This is a genomic window from Streptomyces sp. NPDC058751 (assembly GCF_042746485.1).
Classification (GTDB): Bacteria; Actinomycetota; Actinomycetes; order Streptomycetales; family Streptomycetaceae; genus Streptomyces.
In genome coordinates this window covers 1-18,886 of record NZ_JBHYPZ010000025.1, presented here as the reverse complement: position 1 = coordinate 18,886, position 18,886 = coordinate 1, and the positions used below count along the sequence as shown (strand labels likewise).

At 67.3% G+C, this 18,886-nt stretch carries 19 protein-coding genes and 1 pseudogene; 9 read left to right on the top strand and 11 right to left on the bottom strand.

The features are described from left to right. Positions 1 to 184: 184 nt before the first annotated feature. Positions 185 to 703 carry a hypothetical protein gene (locus ACFW6B_RS22965; protein ID WP_386598387.1) on the top strand — a complete coding sequence of 173 codons (519 nt, stop codon included), beginning with the start codon at positions 185 to 187 and terminating at the stop codon, positions 701 to 703. Positions 704 to 1,418: 715 nt separating this feature from the next. On the opposite strand, the gene ACFW6B_RS22960 is transcribed toward ACFW6B_RS22965, so the two are convergent. The 6 genes from ACFW6B_RS22960 to ACFW6B_RS22935 form a co-directional block, all read right to left on the bottom strand. Next, the gene (locus ACFW6B_RS22960) at positions 1,419 to 3,080 is read right to left on the bottom strand and encodes a hypothetical protein (RefSeq protein ID WP_386598386.1); all 1,662 of its coding nucleotides are present in this window, start codon (positions 3,078 to 3,080) and stop codon (positions 1,419 to 1,421) included. A 251-nt stretch (positions 3,081 to 3,331) separates the two neighbouring features. Then, entirely contained in the window at positions 3,332 to 4,279 is a 948-nt protein-coding gene (locus ACFW6B_RS22955) for a hypothetical protein (RefSeq protein WP_386598384.1), read from the bottom strand. 112 nt (positions 4,280 to 4,391) lie between these two features. Next, entirely contained in the window at positions 4,392 to 5,198 is an 807-nt protein-coding gene (locus ACFW6B_RS22950) for an ATP-binding protein (protein ID WP_386598383.1), read from the bottom strand. A gap of 32 nt (positions 5,199 to 5,230) precedes the next feature. After that, complete coding sequence (locus ACFW6B_RS22945; RefSeq protein ID WP_386598382.1) at positions 5,231 to 6,034, bottom strand: hypothetical protein; 804 nt, start codon at positions 6,032 to 6,034, stop codon at positions 5,231 to 5,233. 242 nt (positions 6,035 to 6,276) lie between these two features. Then, entirely contained in the window at positions 6,277 to 6,564 is a 288-nt protein-coding gene (locus ACFW6B_RS22940) for a hypothetical protein (RefSeq protein ID WP_386598381.1), read from the bottom strand. A 72-nt stretch (positions 6,565 to 6,636) separates the two neighbouring features. Next, on the bottom strand, positions 6,637 to 7,194 hold the full coding sequence (locus ACFW6B_RS22935) for a hypothetical protein (RefSeq protein ID WP_386598379.1): 558 nt from the start codon (positions 7,192 to 7,194) through the stop codon (positions 6,637 to 6,639). A 454-nt stretch (positions 7,195 to 7,648) separates the two neighbouring features. Between ACFW6B_RS22935 and ACFW6B_RS22930 the strand changes: the two genes are divergently transcribed. The 4 genes and pseudogenes from ACFW6B_RS22930 to ACFW6B_RS22915 all read left to right on the top strand — a co-directional run. Continuing rightward, entirely contained in the window at positions 7,649 to 8,269 is a 621-nt protein-coding gene (locus tag ACFW6B_RS22930; protein WP_386598378.1) for a ParB N-terminal domain-containing protein, read from the top strand. 25 nt (positions 8,270 to 8,294) lie between these two features. Beyond that, the gene (locus tag ACFW6B_RS22925; RefSeq protein ID WP_386598377.1) at positions 8,295 to 8,939 is read left to right on the top strand and encodes a hypothetical protein; all 645 of its coding nucleotides are present in this window, start codon (positions 8,295 to 8,297) and stop codon (positions 8,937 to 8,939) included. Between the two features lie 70 nt (positions 8,940 to 9,009). After that, positions 9,010 to 10,059, top strand: a complete 1,050-nt coding sequence (locus tag ACFW6B_RS22920) for a peptidoglycan-binding protein (RefSeq protein WP_386598376.1) — start codon at positions 9,010 to 9,012, stop codon at positions 10,057 to 10,059. Positions 10,060 to 10,115: 56 nt separating this feature from the next. Further along, a pseudogene (locus ACFW6B_RS22915) lies at positions 10,116 to 10,538 on the top strand (single-stranded DNA-binding protein); the annotation flags it as partial. A 14-nt stretch (positions 10,539 to 10,552) separates the two neighbouring features. On the opposite strand, the gene ACFW6B_RS22910 reads toward ACFW6B_RS22915, so the two are convergent. The 4 genes from ACFW6B_RS22910 to ACFW6B_RS22895 form a co-directional block, all read right to left on the bottom strand. Next, on the bottom strand, positions 10,553 to 12,241 hold the full coding sequence (locus tag ACFW6B_RS22910) for a hypothetical protein (RefSeq protein ID WP_386598375.1): 1,689 nt from the start codon (positions 12,239 to 12,241) through the stop codon (positions 10,553 to 10,555). Beyond that, complete coding sequence (locus ACFW6B_RS22905) at positions 12,238 to 12,621, bottom strand: hypothetical protein (RefSeq protein ID WP_386598374.1); 384 nt, start codon at positions 12,619 to 12,621, stop codon at positions 12,238 to 12,240. The genes ACFW6B_RS22910 and ACFW6B_RS22905 overlap by 4 nt, the downstream gene beginning before the upstream one ends. Further along, positions 12,605 to 13,324, bottom strand: coding sequence for an RNA polymerase sigma factor (locus ACFW6B_RS22900; protein WP_386598373.1), 720 nt, complete (start codon positions 13,322 to 13,324; stop codon positions 12,605 to 12,607). Before ACFW6B_RS22900 ends, ACFW6B_RS22905 begins: the two co-directional genes overlap by 17 nt. A gap of 447 nt (positions 13,325 to 13,771) precedes the next feature. Continuing rightward, on the bottom strand, positions 13,772 to 13,999 hold the full coding sequence (locus ACFW6B_RS22895; RefSeq protein ID WP_386598372.1) for a hypothetical protein: 228 nt from the start codon (positions 13,997 to 13,999) through the stop codon (positions 13,772 to 13,774). A 263-nt stretch (positions 14,000 to 14,262) separates the two neighbouring features. On the opposite strand from ACFW6B_RS22895, the gene ACFW6B_RS22890 reads away from it, so the two are divergent. The 3 genes from ACFW6B_RS22890 to ACFW6B_RS22880 all read left to right on the top strand — a co-directional run bounded on the left by ACFW6B_RS22890 (position 14,263) and on the right by ACFW6B_RS22880 (position 17,315). Beyond that, a complete protein-coding gene (locus ACFW6B_RS22890; protein ID WP_386598371.1) occupies positions 14,263 to 15,285 on the top strand; it encodes a LuxR C-terminal-related transcriptional regulator in 1,023 nt (340 codons plus the stop codon). A 1,079-nt stretch (positions 15,286 to 16,364) separates the two neighbouring features. Continuing rightward, positions 16,365 to 16,823, top strand: coding sequence for a hypothetical protein (locus ACFW6B_RS22885; protein WP_386598369.1), 459 nt, complete (start codon positions 16,365 to 16,367; stop codon positions 16,821 to 16,823). Next, positions 16,824 to 17,315, top strand: coding sequence for a hypothetical protein (locus tag ACFW6B_RS22880; RefSeq protein ID WP_386598368.1), 492 nt, complete (start codon positions 16,824 to 16,826; stop codon positions 17,313 to 17,315). 107 nt (positions 17,316 to 17,422) lie between these two features. On the opposite strand, the gene ACFW6B_RS22875 is transcribed toward ACFW6B_RS22880, so the two are convergent. Beyond that, positions 17,423 to 17,740, bottom strand: a complete 318-nt coding sequence (locus ACFW6B_RS22875) for a hypothetical protein (RefSeq protein WP_386598367.1) — start codon at positions 17,738 to 17,740, stop codon at positions 17,423 to 17,425. 463 nt (positions 17,741 to 18,203) lie between these two features. On the opposite strand from ACFW6B_RS22875, the gene ACFW6B_RS22870 reads away from it, so the two are divergent. Further along, on the top strand, positions 18,204 to 18,674 hold the full coding sequence (locus ACFW6B_RS22870) for a hypothetical protein (RefSeq protein WP_386598365.1): 471 nt from the start codon (positions 18,204 to 18,206) through the stop codon (positions 18,672 to 18,674). Positions 18,675 to 18,886: the final 212 nt, after the last annotated feature.

The following is an 18,886-nucleotide window of genomic DNA, read 5'->3' as shown; positions in this document are numbered from 1 at the left end:
TTGATTGGCTCCTTGTCAGTGTGGCCTGATGACTGGCTGCTGCCTGCGCGAACCGCGCGCATAGCGCCCGGGGCCGGGGAGGGCTCGCAGGCCCGAAGATCCAGGCACGTGGTGGGTTCGGTCGCCAGGCGGCCATCGCTTGCTCCCCCAGGGGACACAGCCGCACGCTACGGAGGACGTATACATGCCGGCGGAGAACGGGCCGAGCCGCGAAGAAGTCGACGACGAGATCGACTACCTCGCCCAGCTCGGTGATGAGGACTTCGCGAGCGAGTTCGCCGCGCTCGTCCAGGACCTGCCCGCCGATCAACGCAAGGTGTCCCGGATGGTGACCGGCCTCGCGTTCCGCTCCGACGAGCTGTCCAGGCGCACCATGAAGGCGGCGAAGACGCTGCACCGTGAGGCCGAGAAGCACCTGGTGCCCGTCGAGAACGAGTCGCGGCGCGCGCACGATGCTCGTCTCGCCGAGTTCTGCACCGCTATGGAGCGCGAGCAGGCCCTGCTGCAGTTCGTCATGGATGCCTACCAGGCCCGGCGCGGCCGGTTCCCGACCCGGCGGAACCCGCGGCGTCGAGCGGCCGATGAGCTCGCCCGCCGGCACCCTGAAGAGTTCCTGGAGATCGTGCGGGAGGAGCAGGCAAAGGACCGGGCCGCGCAGAGGAAGCCGCGTGCGGCTGACGGTTCGAAGCCTCAGCAGCGGTAACGGACTGTGGCCGCACGCACGGCTTGATGATCACGGGCACGCTCGGCGAGCGTGCCCTTTCTACTGCATGCGTGCGTGCCCGTGCACGGGGAAGCGTGCGGATGACGTGGGCGTGCACGGTGGGCGGCCTATGCACGAGGGTGCCGCTCGCGTGCGGAAGTGTCCGCTGCTTGCGGCGGTCGTGCGCGCCGCAGGACGTGCTGCGTCTACGGCCGATCCGAGGCGCGAGCGGGTAGGCGTGCGTGCATCTCAGCCGTGCACGGCGCGTTCCTGCTGGTCAATGCCCGTGCACGGGGCGCGCGTGCACGCTTCGCGCGGCCGACTCGACCGTGTGTGCAGAGGAGGTGCGGGCGTGCACTCGTGCGTACGGGCGGGTGCACGCGAGCCGGGCGCGCACGCACGAGTGGCGGCCCGTGCGTGCCGGGCGTGTGCGCGGATCGGTCGCGGACGGAGTCGGTCCGTGCCTCGGCGAGCGTGCGAGGCGTGCACGCGGCAGGAAGGTGGACGGCGTGCGTGCACGCTGACCTGTGCACGGCAGTCGCAGCGGGTGACGAAAAGAGGGAAGCGTGCAGGGGTCGATCGGGGGCGCGGGTTGGCTGGTGCACGCTTCGCCGCGCGGTACTGGCGTGACGTCACGTGACGTGCGGAGCGTGCGTGCGCACGGCCGGGCGCCGTCATGGCGTACCGGCCGCACGTCACGTCACGCGTCACGTCGTCAGGACGGGGCGCCCTCGATCATCTTGCAGTCGGCGAAGACCTCGTCGACGTTCATGCACGGGCCGTCCGGCACCACCGCGTATGCGGCGATGGTGGCTGCCTCCCCGGCGCCGACAAGCGCCTCCTTCACACCGGGGCGGGCGTCCTTCACGAACTCGGTGAGGTCGTAGGTGGTGATGTCCTCGACGCGCCCGCTCGCCGGCATGAGGTCGGCCAGGTGGACGGTGAGGGTGGTGAAGTGCACGCGGGCTTGGTAGTCGGCCTCCTTCAGCACCGCCTCGCGGACACGCTCGGCCTGCTGCTCCTGTCGGGTCTTCGGGCGCTTCCTGACGGCCTGTGGCGCGTTCCTGGTCGTGACGGCCGTCTCCGGTTCGGAGGAGCCCGTGGGAGGCTCCTGCCTCGGTTCGGCGGGTGCCGGGGGCGGAGGGGTGCCCGGCTGACCGCCAGGCGGTGCTTGCTGGTCTGCGCCGTTCTGCTTTCCCGCCCCTGCGCTCTCCCTCTCGCTCGGTGAGCGGCTGGGGCCCTCTTTGCCGCCCTGTCGCTGTGACGGGTTGCTGGGGGTACCACCGTGGGCGTTCGCCGTGTAGCCCAGGTCGGTGAGCAGGCGGGTGATCGCGGTATCCGCGTCAACGTCTCCCCACTGCTTGGTCGGGATGGTCACCCGCTGCAGAACGTTCCTGGTGTAGGCGGTGCGCACCATCAGGAGGGCGCGGCGCGGGTCGAGGTCGTCCTTTAGTGCCCGGGTGATGTTCTGGGTGACATCTCCCGGCTCGGGCACTCTGCGCTCCGTCGCGTACCGGCGCATCTCGGCCGCGGCCTCGTTGGCCTTCACTCGTTGTTCGGCCTCCCGCTCGAATTCGTCCAGGCCGGCTTCCGGCTGAGGGGCGATGAACGGGGCGGGCTGCACGTTGATGTTCTGCTCCATGCCCAGTTCGCGCATCAGGCCGTCGAGAGTCAGGCCGGGCCGGGTTCGTTCCTCGTCTGGAGCGAGCCTCATGACCAGTGAGCGCACCGCGGTGAGAGTGGGGCGCCGGTAGGTGCGGAGTTGCATGACGACGGTGGCGTCGTAGGGGAGGTTGCGTTCGGCCTTCACCTTCCACGTGCGGTTGCGGGTGGGGTTTCCCTGGGCATCGAACTCTGTGACCTCGTCGAGTCGGCAGCAGATGATGACGGGGCCGTCGTGCCTGCGGAGGGCGTCGATGACGTGGCGCCACCTGTCTTTGGCGCGGTTCCAGAGGCTGTGTCCGATGACGACGTCGTCGTCGGCGCTCGGGCCGGGCCGCTTCTGGCGGGCGGCTTTCTCTGCGGCGCGGCTTCGTGCGATCAGGTCGGCTTCGTCCTGGAGGAGTTCCCAGAGGATGGTGCCTGAGTCGAGAACGATCGCGTTGGGTTTGCCCGGGTCGGCGCGGGGCTCGGCGACGGCCTGGCGGACCGTGTTGAGGATGCCGCGGTAGGTGCCGTCTTGCTCGTCGGCGATGTCGAAGTCGGCGATCTGACCGAAGCTGTCGACGTCGCTCTCGCCGATGGGGATCCAGATGAGTCGGCCGATCAGGTCCGAGTTGGCGAACTCGGCGCACAGGTGGGACTTGCCGGTCTTCTCGGCTCCGGCGACGACGACCAGGGGCCAGCCGATACGGCCGGTGGGCTTCCTGGTTTTCAAGCGTGGCGGAGGTGCGGGTGCGGTGGTTGGGGCCATTGCGCCTTCCCTGATCTTGGCGTGTGTGCATCGCGCGGTTTCGCTGTGACCGGGCGATGGTGCGGGGCGCAGGGGGTTAACCTCTCCCCCAACATCCAGGCTGTACGTTTTTCTATTATAGCCGAAAACGAAGGGTCTGACGTGCTGGCAAGGGCCAAAAATGCGGGTGGCCCGCCTCCTGCAGGCAGGAGACGGGCCACCCGAGAGTGGGATGCTCAGGTCCCTTGAGTGAGCTGCACGAGCCACTCCGGTACGTCGTGGTTGTCTGTCTCGGCCAGGTAGCGGCTGATGAGTCGCTGGCGCATCCGCGACCCCTGGCTCCGGTCTCGGCCGATCATCTGCCCGATGCTCGTGCCGCTCAGGTCGCCCTTCGGCTTCAGGCGCTCGTCGTCGCCCTCGTCGAGCGCCTGCTTGATCAGCTCATAGACCTGGTCTTCGCTGAGAGCGCCGGTCTTGGGGCTCTCGCCGGACGGCGAGGCCGGCTCCTTGGTCTCGTCGACGGGCGGGGCCGGCGGCTTCGGCACGTCCGGCACGGTGGCCCGGACCGTGGGGCGCGGTGCCTGCGCTGCGGCCGGGACGGGAGCCTTGCGCCGACGGCCGCGCGGCTCGTCCAAGACCTCGGCGACCTGCTTGGTGCCGTTCTCGTCGACCCAGTCGGCGCCCGCGCCGTACTTGCGGAGGAAGCCGCTCACGTGGAAGCCGAAGGTTCCGCCCAGGGGCACGGCAGCCGCAAATGCCGCGCCGAGGCCCATGACTTCGCTCTGGTAGTCCGTGAGGAACACGGGCATGCCACCGTCGGTGAAGGCTTCACCCATGGTGAAAACGGCGTGCCCGACGTTCGCGGTCATGGCCAGCAGGAGCATGAAGGTGAAGATGGCCCACAGGCTGCCGTAGTAGCCGCCCTTCGAGCCGTCATTGTTCGTGCGCCGAGTCGACGACGCGGCGTCGCCGATGATGGCGACGAGCAGTTCGAAAGACACGGCAACGAGCCAGGCGGCTGCGGTGGGGAAGCCGATGATGGTGCAGGCCCACCGGATTGAGGTGATGGAGGCCAGCATCAGGCCGAGCGACGCGTAGAAGACGGCCCTCTGCTGGTTGTCGTTCCACTTCTTGGCCTTGCGCTCGCCGATGGTTACGGTCGGACTGGCCTGTGCGGACGCCACTGATCACTCCTTCTTCGGTGTTGCTCCGAGGGCTCGCTGTGACTCCCGGAGTCGTTGGACACCATAGAACAGAATGACCATGGTCCGCCCGGGTTGTGCACTGGTATTCCGCTCAGCCCCAGGCGACGTCTGCCGTCTCGTCGTCCGCCCCGCCCCAACTCACCGGGCAGCGACGGTCATCGCCCACGATCTCGAACAGGCTGGCGCCTCCGGCCAGCCGTGAGAAAAACCGTGAACCGATGGTCGCGATGATCCGGTCGCTGGTGAGGTTGGTGGCGGCCAGGGTGGGCAGGCCTGCCGCGCGGCGGGCGTCGACGAGGTGTTCGGACTGGGTGCGCGCCCAGTCACTGGGGTTGTCCATGCCGCTGCAGACCTCGTCGAGGATCAGGAGTTGCGTCTTGCTGGTGGTGTAGAGCTCGATGACCTCCTGCTCGGTCAGGCTGGCCGGGGCGCGGTTGGGGCGCAGCCACTCCAAGTACTGGGTGTGCTTGAGGTAGCGCGTCCGCAGTCCGCTCCGTACGGCGTGGTTGCCGGCCGCGATGATGGCGGTCGTCTTCCCGGAACCTGTGTTGCCGTAGGCGATGCCGTTCAGCTTCGGAGGGGCGACGCTCTTCTTCAACGCCCACGACAAAGCGGTGACGTAGTCGCGCAGACGGTCGCGGTGCTGCTCCTTCGCGTCGAGGCGGTTGAGCGTCCAGTGGGCGTAGCTGTCGTGGCTGGCGAGCCGCAGGGACGTGTTCCATGCCTTCTGGCGGACGACCGCGTATCCGTCGTCCAGCGCCTCCTCGGCGAGTTCGTCGGGGAGGGGCTTGAAGCCGGAGGTGTCGAGCGTCCCGGCCCTCAGGTCGCGGAGGGTCTGGCGCATCGCCGTGACCGCGGGGGCCATGCCGCGCGCGGGGAACTGAGCGCTGGTGGTCACGTCGCTGCTCCTTGGGGACGTGTGGTCGGCGGTCATGCCGAGTCGGCAAGTCCGCGCAGCCCGAACTCGTCGTCCTCGGCGGGCTTCGCGCCTTGTGGGGGGCTGCTCTTCTGCTGCTTCCGGGTGCGCCAGGTCGCGTCGTCGTTGTACGCGGGAGTGCGGCCCGTTCCCCCCGGGCGCGGACGGTTGACGTTCACGCCGGCCGCGACGGCGCACGCGTCCTCGAACTGCTGCCGTGAGGGGAAGGCTCGGCCGCCGTCTTCCAGTGCCTTGGCGATGATTTCGGGGGCGTAGTTGGCCTTGAGGGCGTTGAGGATCAGTGTCCGGGTGGCGTGGTAGGCGCTGGACTTGTTGCCGACGTACGGGGCCATCTTCTTGAGGGTGACGAGCTCAGCGAGACGGCCCGGCTTCGGTTCCGGGTTCGCCTTGGTCTTCCGCTGGCCCCACCACCACTCCGCGCCCGCGGTGGCCTTGTCCTCCAGAGCCTGCTCCTCGGGTGACTTCTCAGCCTTCTTCCGCGGTTTGCGGGCCCTCGGCTCGGCCGGTGCCGCGGGGGTGCTCGCAGCGTCGGCCTCGGGAACAGGTGTCGGTTCAACGGCGAGCTTGGGCTCCGGGCCGGGCGCCGTAGCCTTCTCGGTGGGCTTTTTCCCGCGGATGAGGTCCGTGTGGGCTGCGGACCACTGGTCCAGGTCCATGGGGCCCGTGTAGCCGTCCGGCGGGACCATGTGGATGGTGTAGACGCACCGCTGCCGCATCTTGCCCTGGTAGCGCTGCTTCTCGACCTCGATCGCCCCGAGCGCTTCAAGCTGCTCGACGTACTGGGTGAGCGATTGCACCCGGTTCAGGCCAAGGCGTGCGGCAAGAGACTTCTGGGAGGGCCAGACCAAGCTGTCGCCGCGGGACCTGTTCAGGTGCATCACAAGCTGCACATACAGGGCTTGCGCCTGTGGCTTGATGCCGTCAGCCAGAAATACCCAGTTGGGCACCTGCGTGAACTGCACGTCGGGCATGCGTCCCGCTCGGAACTCCAGCTCTGGGACGAGGTCGTCAAGCTCCTGAAGCGATCCGGTAGCGGCGGTCATCGGACGCCGTCCTTGAGCCGGTATGACGTCATCGTGGTCTTGCGGCCGTCAACCTTGGCGTATCGGCGGCCGCGTTCGATCAGGCCGGCGTTGTCCAAGGCGCGGGCGGACTGCCGGATCTGGTGGGTGGTCAGCAGGGTGTCGGATGCGAGCGAGCTGCAGGTGCGCCATCCCTGCTTGTCGGTGTTGACGAGGAGGTGGATGGCGACGACCCATGCGTGAGCGGGGATGCGCGCGGCGCGCAGCCGGGTGTAGACCCTGGACGGGATCGTGATGGCGTTCATGGGGTTCCTTGGAAGGGGCGGCCCAGCAGGGGGGCGGGCCGCCGGAAGCGTGCGACGGGCGACGGCTGGTGGCTACTGCGCGGGCTCGGCGGCGTCCTCGGGCGCGGGGAGCAGGGCGCGCAGGTCGGCCGTGAAGCGGCCCTGTCGCAGCATCTTGCCGAGCTCGGCAAACGCTTCGGGGTTGGGCTTCTGCGTGACACTGGAGGGCGGGGGCGCCTTCTGCAGCTTGACGCCGGGGATGACCTCGCCGGTCTTCGTGACGGCGACCTGGTTCGCCTCATCCCATGTGGCGTACCTCAGTGTCGCGGTTTTCCACGTGGGGTCAACGACGAACTTCCACGTGCCGTGATTGCTTCCCTCAGCCCAGGAGGTGAACGCGCCTTCGTCGTGGACGATGAGCTTGTCCTTGGGCTCGGCAACGGTGCGCGAGCCGAGCACCAGCTCGCCGAACTTGGGCTTGACCGTCGTGGTGTCCTTCTCGGCGTACTCGGCGAGGCGCGCGGCGTCGGCCGCCGACAGGACCTTCTCGTAGCGGTCGTCAACGATGCTCTTGACGAAGCGCATCAGCAGCGCGTCGCGGTCGAGATTGCCCGTCTCGACGGCCGTGGCGGTCGTGCTGTCCTGGCTCATGTGTGTCCTTCCCCCCCCGGGTTCGCTGTGTCCCGGGGTGTAAGGGTGCTGTGTTGCCCGTGGCCCGGTGCTGCGATGACAGCCCTTCAGACGCGGCAGGCATGCCATTCGTTACACCAGTCCCCGGCGACTGAATCGCCGTTGGCTTGAATGCGTCAACCATACAGTACGGATGGCGCGGAAGTCGATCACCGGGAGCACGCGACACAAGTCGGCTGACCTCCTACGGTTCGCCCCGGTCGCCACGCCTGCGCGCCGTGCACACGCGCAGCATCGGGCGGCTCCGGTTCGGCCTTTCCGGAACAGGCCGGCCCGGCCCGGCGGCGCGACACGGTCCGGCCATGACGGCATGCCCTGTCCAGCGAGACACCGGGGCGCCGCGGTAGAAGTCCGCGGGCTCGCTGACCGTGTCGCTGCCGCCGGGGAAACCTCCACCGCCACGCCGAGGGGTCCCATGAGCACGATCGCCGCGCCGCGCTACACCTCGTACGTCCCGCTCACAGACCTCACCCCCAGCCCCGGCAACCCGAAGAGGCACGAGATCGAACGGCTCATCGAGTCGATCGAGACGCACGGCTTCCTGGACCAGGGCATCGTCGACGAGCGCACCGGGCTGATCATCGGCGGACACGGCCGCCGGGAAGCGCTGATCGAGATGCAGGCCCGCGGCGCCCGTCTGCCGGACGGGCTCCTCATCGACGAGGACGGCGGGTGGCTCGTCCCCGTCCAGCGCGGATGGTCCTCGCGCAACGATCTCGAAGCCAAGGCCGTGATCATCAAGCTCAACCGCCTCACCGAGGCGGCTGGCTGGGACTCGCGGTCACTCGCCGAATACCTTGAAGAGCTCGCCACCGGCGACGCCGAACTCTTCGACTCGCTCAACTACGGCGACGACGAGATGGAGGAACTCCTGCGCCAGGTTGATCCTGAGTCCCTGCCCGGCGGTTCCCCGGACGCCGACGAGCTCCAGGACCTCGGCGGGATGGGAGGCGAATTCGCCGACAGCGGCGACAACGACCGGGCCCGCACCGTCTGCTGCCCATCCTGCGGGGAACTGTTCACGCCCGGACAGTAGACCGCCCGATTCGTACGTTCCTGCCATGCCCCGTCGAAAGCCGCGCCGGCCGCCCCGCATCCCGGCCGTCATGATGCGCCCACGCCTGATGACCGACCAGGTCATCGAACGGCTCGTGGAGGGCAGCCGCATGGGTCTGTCCCTGGGAAACGCAGCCGAGTTCGCGGGCGTATCCCGCCGCACCCTCACCTACTGGCTCACCCGCGGCCGCGACCAGGCGCTCGCCATCGATACAGGTCAGGCCCCGGAAGCGGCGGAAGTCCCGTACGTCGACCTGTACGACAAGGTCACGGGCGCTCGCGCGCAGGCGGCTGCCCGCGCCATGGCTCAGATCCAGCGCGCGGGAGCCGGCGGCGCGGTCCTGGAGGAGGTCACGCGCAGGTTCCGCGACTCGGTGAGCGGCCAGATCGTCGAGGAGACGACCGTCAAGCGCCAGGTCCCCGACTGGAAGGCCTCCGCCTGGTACCTCACCCACCAGCACGGATCCGACTACGTCGAGGGCTACGGCCTGGATGCACAACTCGCCCCCGAAGACGGCAGCGAGGAGCAGGTGGAAGCGGACTTCGAAGGGCTCGCGCAGCGCCTGGCCGTCACCCTGCACGCGGTCGAGTACCCGCCCGCGATCGAGCAGGCGGACGACGACGTCGTGGACGCCGACATCGTCGAGTGAGCACGCGACGCTAACCGGCCGTGCCCGGCACGGTGCCCTCCTCGAACACAGTCACCGGAGGACACCACCCATGGTCACGATCATTTCCCGCGCTACCTGGGGCGCGAAGGCGTGGAACGGCACGCCGGCATCGGTCTCGCTGTCGCAGCGGACCGAGTTCTTCGTCCACTACGACGGCGGCACCCCGATCACCCGCACCGGCTACGCGATCATGCGCGCCATCGAGGCAGAGCATCTGGGCAACGGCTGGTCCGGCGTCGGCTACCACTTCGTCGTCGACCAGGCCGGCAACATCTACGAGGGCCGCGGCTGGGGCCTGCAGGGTGCCCACTGCCCCAACCACAACGTCAGCGGCATCGGCGTACAGATCGCCATCGGCGGTGATCAGGAGCCCAGCGCCAAGGCTCTTGCCGCGTGCCGGGCCCTGTACGAGGAGGCGTGCAAGAAGACCGGCCGTACCCTCGCCAAGCGCGGCCACCGGGACGGCTTCGCGACCGCCTGCCCCGGCACTAAGCTCTACACCTGGGTGAAGGCGGGCATGCCGGCCGGCGACTACGCACCTGCCCCGAACCCGGGCGGCTCCCTCCCAGGGAGCGGCTCCGCCGTCTCCCGCGCGCAGGTCACCATCAACGGCCTGGTCTACGGCTACGGCGCCAAGGGCGACCACGTCACCAAGGTCGGCCAGGCCCTGGTCAAAGCCGGCTTCGGCAAGCACTACACCAGCGGCCCCGGCCCAACCTGGACCGACGCCGACACGGTGAACTACCAGGACTTCCAGGAGTCTCTCGGGTTCAGCGGCGCGGACGCGGACGGCATCCCGGGAGAGACCTCCCTCAAGGAACTGCTCGGCACCCTGCCCGGCAAGGTCACCGCGAAGCCGGCACCGCCGTTCCCCGGCAGCGACAAGTTCGGCCCCGGCAAGAACAACTCGCACATCACCACCCTCGGCAAGCAGCTGGTGAAGAAGGGCTTCGGCGAGCACTACACCACCGGCCCCGGGCCCAAGTGGTCGGACGCCGACCGGCTGAACGTCCGCGACTTCCAGCGCTCGCGCAAGGAGCTGGCCAGCGACGCGGACGGTCTGCCCGGTCCGGTCACCTGGAAGCTGCTCTTCTCCTAGTCCCGCCCACCGGCCGGCCCGCCTGTCCGGGCCGGCCCTGCAGGAAGGATCCCGCCGTGGCAGGCGAGACCATGATCACCCTCGTCGGCAACCTCGTCGACGACCCCGAGCTGCGCTTCACGCCCGGAGGGGCCCCGGTGTCGAAGTTCCGCGTAGCCTCCACTCCGCGGACGTTCGACCGGCAGGCCAACGAGTGGAAGGACGGGGAGAGCCTGTTCCTGACCTGCTCGGTGTGGCGCCAGGCGGCCGAGAACGTCACCGAGTCCCTGCAGCGCGGCATGCGCGTCATCGTGCAGGGACGCCTCAAACAGCGGTCCTACGAGGACCGGGAGGGGGTGAAGCGCACGGTGTACGAGCTGGACGTCGACGAGGTCGGCGCCGCCCTGTCCAACGCGACGGCGAAGGTGACCAAGACGAGCCGGACTGCGTCCAGCGGTCCGGCCCGCAGCGGCGACCAGTGGAACACCGGACCCGGTGGGGATGACCCGCCGTTCTAGCCCTGCGCAGCCTGGTCGCGGCACCAGGCATCCGGTGCTGTCTCCGGCTCCGCCCCCGTGTCCGGTTCCTCAACCGGCATGGGGGCTTCGGCGTCCGCGGGCGGGGTGGTCACGGCGCCGTCCAGGCCCTCGTCGACGGGCTGCTCCGGCTCAACGGCCGGGCCCTCGAGGACAGGCTGTTCGATGGGTGCCGCGGTACCGGTCTCGACGGGCTCGATGGCCAGCGGAGGATCCTCCGGCGCGGGCGGCTGCGTGCTCGGATTGTCGCCAGCCGGCTCCTGGGGCGTGGTCGCCGGAGTCTCCTGGGGCTGCGACATCGCTGGGACCGTCGGCGGCTGCCGGTCGGCGGCAGGGGCCATCACAGCCACCGTCTCCGGCTTCGCGGGGACCGCATGCTCACCACCTTCGAACATGGCGGAATGTCGCGCGTTGACAGCGTTGGTAACGCCGTCCGCCCCGTTCATGTCCAGCACCAGGATGTCCTGCACGGGCATCCCCGTGTCTGCCGGATCGACGCCCATGACAATGCTGACGGCGACCAGAGTCCCCATCTCCTGCAGCGTGTTCGCTTCGGCCAGTGTCGGGGGATTGGCAGGGTCGATGCCGAGCGTACCGAGGGCCAGCACGGCCAGGCGCCGCGGCATGGGGGCCACCTGCCCCACGGGCGCGCTGGCCGTCCTCTGCACACGCTGCACATGCACGTCGTGCGCACGGCCGCTCGCCACCGTTGCCTTCTTCTTGGCGTGCTTCGGCTGGTGAGGCTTGGGTTGAGCCTGCTTTCCTGCGGCCACGACGACGTGTTCAGCCTCGCCTGCATGCCGGCCGGAGGTGCGGGACTCCAGAACGCTGCTCGGCTCGTCCTGGTCCTTCAGCAGGCAGAGGTACTCCTGGATGCGGGAGCTGTCGTTTCCCCATAGGGCGAAGCGCCCGTACTGGATCAGGTTGTGAACACTTTCCCGCGATCCATCTTCCTGCGCCCATAGCTTCGCGGCGGCCTCGTTGGAGAAGACGCGCAGCCCGATCTGGTTGTCGCCTTTGTCGTAGGTGAAGCTGAACTGGGTCCAATCCGAACCGACGGAAGCCTCGGAGTACAGCACCTTGCCGTCGACGTCGACGCATTTGGCTTCGAGCGGGCCAGTCGGCGTGCAGGACATCTCGCCGTCGGTCGCGAAGTCCTTGAAGGCGGCCGACGCGTACGGCTGGGCGTCAGAAAGCTGGATTCCGCCCGTGGCATCCGGCGTAGCCTGCGAGGCGCCTCGCTCGCCCGCCAGGGTGTAGCTGGCGCCCAATGCCGCCACCGCAGCGATAGCAGTCACTGTCCAGCGCGGCACAAGGCGCAGGTGCCGGGCCGGCTTGCTCTCGGGCGCCGGCGGCTGTCCCTGCTTTCGCGCAGGTGGTACCGGACCAGACGGCGGGACGGCAAGTAGGTGGGAGGCGTCCTGTTCGCCCCACGTGACGGCTTCGGGGTGGTGAAAGCGGACGATGGCCCTTGCGCGCTCCTCAGAGATCTCCATCGCGTCTTGAACGCCTTCGACCGCGGAAGGGAAGGACTGCAGGCGCCGGATCAGTAGAACGGGTTGGCCGTCGTCGTCTTCGAAGTAAAGAGCGTCAGCCGATGACTTGAGGTCGGTGACCTGTACTCGGATGCCCGCAGCCGGATCGGTCTCAGCCCGGGGATCGTTCACATGTGTCCTTGCGTACGTTCATCCTGTCTGGCCTGCGCGATGTCCTCGAGAACGCTCTGCTCGTCGAGATCGTCGATCGACGAGACGGCGCGCACGATGCGCCCGTCAGGGGTCGTGATGACGACTGCGCTGCCGCCGCCAGCGAGGCCGTCACGGCTGCCGGCGTCTGCGGACGCAGCTTGGCGGGCGGCCCGAAGACGGCGGAGTTCTGCGAGGCTGTTCGTCTCGACGCGCGCAGCGGCCGCCGCGGATATCGCAGGCGCTGGCGCCAGGGCGGCCGCGGCCAGGACAGCCTGGAGAGTCGAGCTGTCGTGCGGGGTCGGAGCTTCGCCGTCAAGGCAGCGCGCCAGACGGGTGGCGGCGCTAGCGGGCACGAGCATGCTCGACCTTCTCCCTCAATGTGTTCGTCTCCCCCGGGCCGGAGCGCGTGCGGTGAGCTCCAGCGGCGACCGTCAGAAGGTACTCGACAACTGGCTTCCCTGACGATGGTGAGGGAATAGCTGCCGCGAGCTTCGACAGCCCACGATGCTGCAAAGTCCGGATATTACCTTCCCTCTTGCCCAGTTTCGCAGCGACCTCACGTGTGGACAGACCCTCAAAAAAGCGCAACTTGAGGACGTCTTGCTGCCCTTGGGGAAGCATCGCGAGCAACACGGCTACGGCCTCGGTGACTTGCCGGGTTTCCGCTGCATCTTCGGGGGTCATCTGCTCGCTGGCACGGTCCAGCATCAGCATGTCAGCGGTCAGGTGGTCGTTGGCCCGCACCTTGCAGCGGCGCAGATAGTCGGTATGCACGCTCCCGGCGATGCTGAAGAACCAGGCCAGGAAGCTGCCGTTCTCCCGCGGGGTGTAGCGGTTGGCGTAGAGGTTACGGAGCGTCTTGAACCAGATTTCCTGCAGGAGTTCCTCGCGAACGTGCTCGTTCGATTCCCGCCGCGCGAGCCAGGCAGTGAGTCTGGGCAGGGTGAGGCGGTACAGGTGCCTGTAGGCGCCGTCGACCATGTGGTCGTCGTCGCTCTCCAGCATCACCGAGACCAGTCGCTCGACTTCCTCTGTGATGTCCTCCGCCGTCCGAGTGTTCACCCCGTGCCGCCCCCATAAATCGAACGTCTGTTTGACTTTTTGACATCTTGCGACACCCTGCGGCTCAGATCCAGCGGGGTGGGTCCAGGGCTCCGCACCCCAAGCCGTTCGTACTGTACGATTCCGCTGAATCGCGCAAATCAGCCGGGGACGCACAGCGACCGCCCCCGCCTCACAGAGGAGCCGTCGTGTCCACGACCAGAAGGCCGAAGCCGGCTGCACGCTTCGTGCTCTCCCGAATGCCGCAGGGGTCCTGGCTGTCGCCCGACGACATGGCCGCTGTGCTCACTCGGGCTGGCATCGACCCGGACCCGGGCTACATCGAATCCGTCGTCCGCAGCCTCCGGCGCCGCGGCCAACTTCTAACAAACGGTCAGAATCAGGTCATGCGCCCAAGGCGGGCGTCGGCCTGATTCACCTACCTGTCTCCAGCGCTCCAGCGACTGGTCAGCCCCATACGGAATCTGCTGGTGCGGCCTCCGCCCCGGGAGTGACGGCCGGAATCGGCTCCGACACCACCGGCTCACCCTCGGGCACCGTCAGGCCCCACCACGAGTCGGCCAAGTCGCGAGTGCCTTCTGCGGCTTTCGCGACGGTCACCCCGATGAGGGCGAGGGAGCAGGCGAGAAGGAGCGCCGATGCGATCGTGCTCAGTTTCTTCAGGGACTTGGGCATGGTCGGTGGTTCCCCTTTGGTTCGTGCCGAGAGGACCGCCTCGCCCGCTCCCAGGTCAGCGTTCATCTCTTCCGTATGGCGTCGTTGGCTCCGGAACGTGCAAGATCAATCTCCGCTGTGGCACGCCGTTTGGCCACGTCGGCGGGATTCGCACTGAGATCCGCTGATCAGGATCAACAAGAACACGCTGATCGTTGACAGGGGCAAGTGCAAGTTCAGACCGGTTACCGAAACCTGTAATTCCGATTCCCGAAGGCGCAACAGTGTTCGAATCGCCCGAGAGTGGCGCAGAGAAGGACAATGCAGGGCTTTCCGAGCGCGCTCTACGTGCTCTCAAGCACATCGCCGCCGACGAGCCGATGGCCGACGATGATCCTGGCCTACAAGAGCTCCTCGTGCTGCACGCGGTCGTGCCGAACACCTACGCCCCCGGTCGCTGGATCCTCCTCGACCCCCAGCAGACCGCCCAGAACCTTCTGTGGGACGGCATCAGCAAGGTCACCGGCATCCTCGGTCAGCTCGCCAACGTCCCCAGAATCACGGAAGAACTCGCCCTCGAACACGACCGCGGAAAGTGGCACGACGGCGGAGGCAGTGAGTACTTCGAGCAGTCTGATCAGATCAACGCCACGCTCGACAAGATCATGGCTGGAGCTATCGAGGAGCTGCTGACCGCCCAGCCGCGCAAGCGCTCGAGGAGTCTGCTCACGATGGCCATGGATCGTGACATTGCGCTCCTGGAACGTGGCTGCCGCATGCGAACTCTTTACCCTTACAGCGCCCGGGTGGGTATCCACGAACCGAAGTGGATGCAAGAGGTAGTTAAGCGCGGGGCCGCCGTCCGGACACTCTCCATCCCTTTCCCCCGCATGATCATCGTTGACCGTCGGCACGCCTTCATCGAAGACCTCGTCGTGGAGGGCTCCCCACCTCACGCCGGGTGGTATGTCACCGATAGGGCTGTTATCGAGTGGATGGCAATGATTTATGACCTCTACTGGAATCGAGCTGACTCCTGGTCCGAGCCCTTGGACCAGGCGGGACGCATCACCAACGCGATCCAACGCTCCATCCTTCGGGAGATGGTCGCAGGCTTGGACCAGAAGCAAATCGCGAACCGCCTGCAGATCAGCGAGAAGACGCTCTCCAACCATCTCACTGACCTTCGCACCAGGTTGGGCCTGAAGACCACCTACCAGCTCATTCACTGGTGGGCCACGGCTAAAGAAAACTCCTCGGCTCTTGAACTCCAAAACGGGGAGAAACCCCCTAACTTCCCGGGCTAGCCGATGCCCTGACTGAGTTCTGCCGTGCGGCTCCGCGGTGGTACATCGCACTACCGCGCGATACCCAGGGGCTCCGCGCCCCTGGACCCCCGCCAGCGCTGCGGCGCTGGACCCGCACCTGATTTCGGCGCAAGCGCCTCAATCCCGGACCGACTGCCTTCGCTTCGCCTGACACCGGGCATGGGGGACCTCACGTGGTGCAGACCGCAGAAGAGAAACGTGGTTGCTCCCGGGAAGTGGTTGCTGGAGGCACACGTGCACCTGATCCTTCGACTACCGGCGTCGTCGTGGCTGATTTTCGGTGGCTGAGCTTCACGACGGGCAGCAAGGAGAGACAGGTGGGAGATGAAGCTGCAGGCAACCGCCCACAGCCCCGGTGCTCGTCAGCGCGAACGGTGCACGCCACGACGAGACGGATTCGCGCTGACGAGTGCCGGGGGAGCGGGGTCCAGGGGCCGGCGAAGGCCCCTGGTACCACCGGGCTCTATGAGGACTGGTTTGTTCTTGCGCTAGAGCGAATAGTCAGGTATCACGCGTGCGCGCACGCTATAAGAGTTAGGGCGCTGCAAAGTGCCTGGTCAGGGGCTTGCTACTTGCAAGTAACGTACGTCAGGGGCAACCTTCGAGCCGTTTGACGTTGTACCTGACGCGACAACACAAGTCTTAATGCAACGTATAGTTGCACAACTTCCAGGCGCGCCCCGGGTGTTCATGTCGGGCGCGCAATGGGGCAGACCCTGTAGACATACCGATTCGCCGACTCTTCGACGTACGGCAAGGGCTACTCCCGACACGCCGAGTGCCATTATTAGTTGCACTTGTGCCGTCTATAGTTGCCTCCGGTAGTAGGGTGCTTCTCGTCTGGTATTCGATCTTGAGGAGCGTATGACCCCGTGTCAGCACAACCCTCTGAGGACCCGCGTCGCCAGCGGGCACCCTCCGGGGACCCCGCGCCGTCGAAACGGACAGCGCCGGCCCCCAGTGACTACCGCCGTTCCCGCCGTCCCCAGCCGAAGCCAGCCACTGTCGTCAAGCTCCCCGAGGGGCACAGGGCGATCGTCGAACGGAATCCCACCAGCGTGGGATTCCTCGGTGGCGGCTTCAGCATGGACAGCCTGGAGTTCCTCAAATGGATGGCCGTCTACTTTCACGATGACATCGCGGCCCTACGAGTCCTGCTCTTCCTCATGGGGACGCAGGAGCCCGGAGGCACCATCAGGGCCACGCAGAGGGAGATCGCTGCAGGGCTGCAACTGAACCGCGTGCACGTCAACCGGGCGATGGGGCGGGTATACGCCCTGGGCCTGGTGCACATGGTCGAGCGTGGCGTCTATCAGCTGAACCCCCAGGCATCGCTTCGGGGTGGCACCATCGAGGTAGAAGAACCTGGCCGCCCGGCTCACCGGAAGCCGGCGACCAGGAGAGTGGACCAGTTGGAGCTGATCGCGGACCTCGCCGAGGACCCCACGGTCCCCACCGAGTTCAAACAGCTCATGCTGCCGGGTAGGGCGCCGCGGCAGCCGAAGGCGGAGGGATAGATGACAGCACAGCCGGTCGAAGAACACGCATCCGCGCCCGATCTCTGGGTGTCGCCCAACGTGTTCGCGTTCGTCCCAAGCGTGCCCGGCCCCGCACTGCGCGTTCTGCTCTTCCTGCTAGGTGTTCAAGAGCCGGGAGGACGCATCGTCATCACTCAGCAGGCCATCGCCGATGCGGTCGGCCTCCAGCGCTCAGCGGTCGGTCTTGCACTGCAGCACCTGCAGTTCGCCCGCATGGTCACCATGCTCCAGCGGGGCGTCTACACGCTGCACCCGCAGATCGCTGCGTTCAGCACACCAGCTGAGGCCGACGAAGCGGTCCGCAGGCTGGACGCGGAAGACTACCTCGACGTTGACGACTTCGAGGAGCGCTACCAGCGGACGGTGGCCGCTCACCAGGAGGAGCTGAAGCGGAAGGCTGAGGAGCGCCAGACCCCGCCGAAGCCTCCCGCCGACCTCGCGGCGCACCGCCGTAGACGTGGAAGGCCGTAGCCCCTGACGAAACACGTAGGGCCCCCGCTGATGCGGGGGCCCTACGTGTGTCTGGTATTCGCCCGGAGTCTAACCGGCTGAACTCCGTTCCCGCCAGTCAGCCGTGATCATGCTGCCGAGGCGCTGACCGGGATGATTTCCGCCGCAGCCCACATCACGCGCTTGCCGCTGTTGCTCTCGTACGAGCCTGCGTCGATGCTGATCAGGTCCACGAGGCGACGGCCGCCACCGCGCGTCGTGCACGTTCCCCCGCACCGGTCGACAGCCTCCACCGACACGTACAGGTGCTCTCCATCGATCCGAAGCTCGCACGCCATTTTCCCCTGGACGGCGTGCAGCAGGTGGGTGACGAACTCGCCGGCGGTCACCGCGGCCCAGTCGACGAGGGAGTCCGCAGGGCTGAGTTCCGGCAGCAGCAGGTCCATCACCTCACGGACCTGATCCGAGCAGGATCGTGTGCAGTCAGGCCCAGGGGAGAACGCGAAGCGCGCCCGGCGGGCGCCCACGCCGACGGTGGGCATACGATCACCGTCCAGCCCCGGGCACTCGAGCTCCCGTGCGGTCGGCAGATCAGCTACGCGTACACGGCGGTCGCCCTGCTGGTCCGGAACTATCACGCGCCCCCCTACGACGGTGGCGGGAGTGGGCAGCTTGGCATATGCGTGCGTCCCGTTCCCCTGTGGAAAATCGATTTAACAGTGGCGTAGAGTGATCGCGCAACTTGCTTCACGTGTTCGGTTGGCTGCTAGGGCACCGCCTATTGACCTGCAGCAAAGCTGGCCAGCCGTGATGCAAGTCCTCTGAAAGGGAAGCAAGTTGGCGCACCTGGCGTGATCGTGATGCCGATGCGTCTATGGGGAGGAATGGGTCCTGTCCGTGGGGAGCGCGATGGATGACAGAACTGCCGAGCATGAGCCGAGGACGCTGGCCGAGAAGATCGAGTACCTGATCGGCAACGCCTTCCCACCTGGGGAAGCACCATGGGGCGACAGGTCTTCGGACAGGGCCGTCGCCACGGCCATCAACGGCTTCCACCGGCGTGAGGTCATCTCGCACCCCACGCTCGGGAAGATGCGATCCGGCGCCCTCCACCCGGACACGGGCATGGAGTACATGCCGGGTGAGCCAATCCTGGTAGCAGTCGCCGAGTTTTTCGACGTGGACCCGCTCTTCTTCAAGCCCCAGCACGAGGTCGTCAAGCGCGTGTTCGAGTCGCTGAACTTCCTCCGGGCCGTGCACCGTGGGGACGTCCAAGGCCTGGCCGGCCGCGGCGTCACCGAAGGCCTGTCGGCCGAACTCCTCGCTTACCTCAACGAGGTCGCCGCCGAGTTCTCAACCGGTGATGAGACGCAGGCGTAGCGCTGTACCAGAACCGTTCTGCCACGAACCCGCGTCCCTGGAAAGCGTCCCCCGCGCGGGAGCGATCCCGCGTCTTGCAGACTGAGGTGCCCATGTCTTCCCTGCGTCGGCTGCGCAAGCAGCTGGTCGAGGATCTTGACGATTTCCCACTCCCGCGGCCGTTCAACATCCCCACCCTCGTACGCGAGATGGAGGCGCGGCTCGGCCGCCGC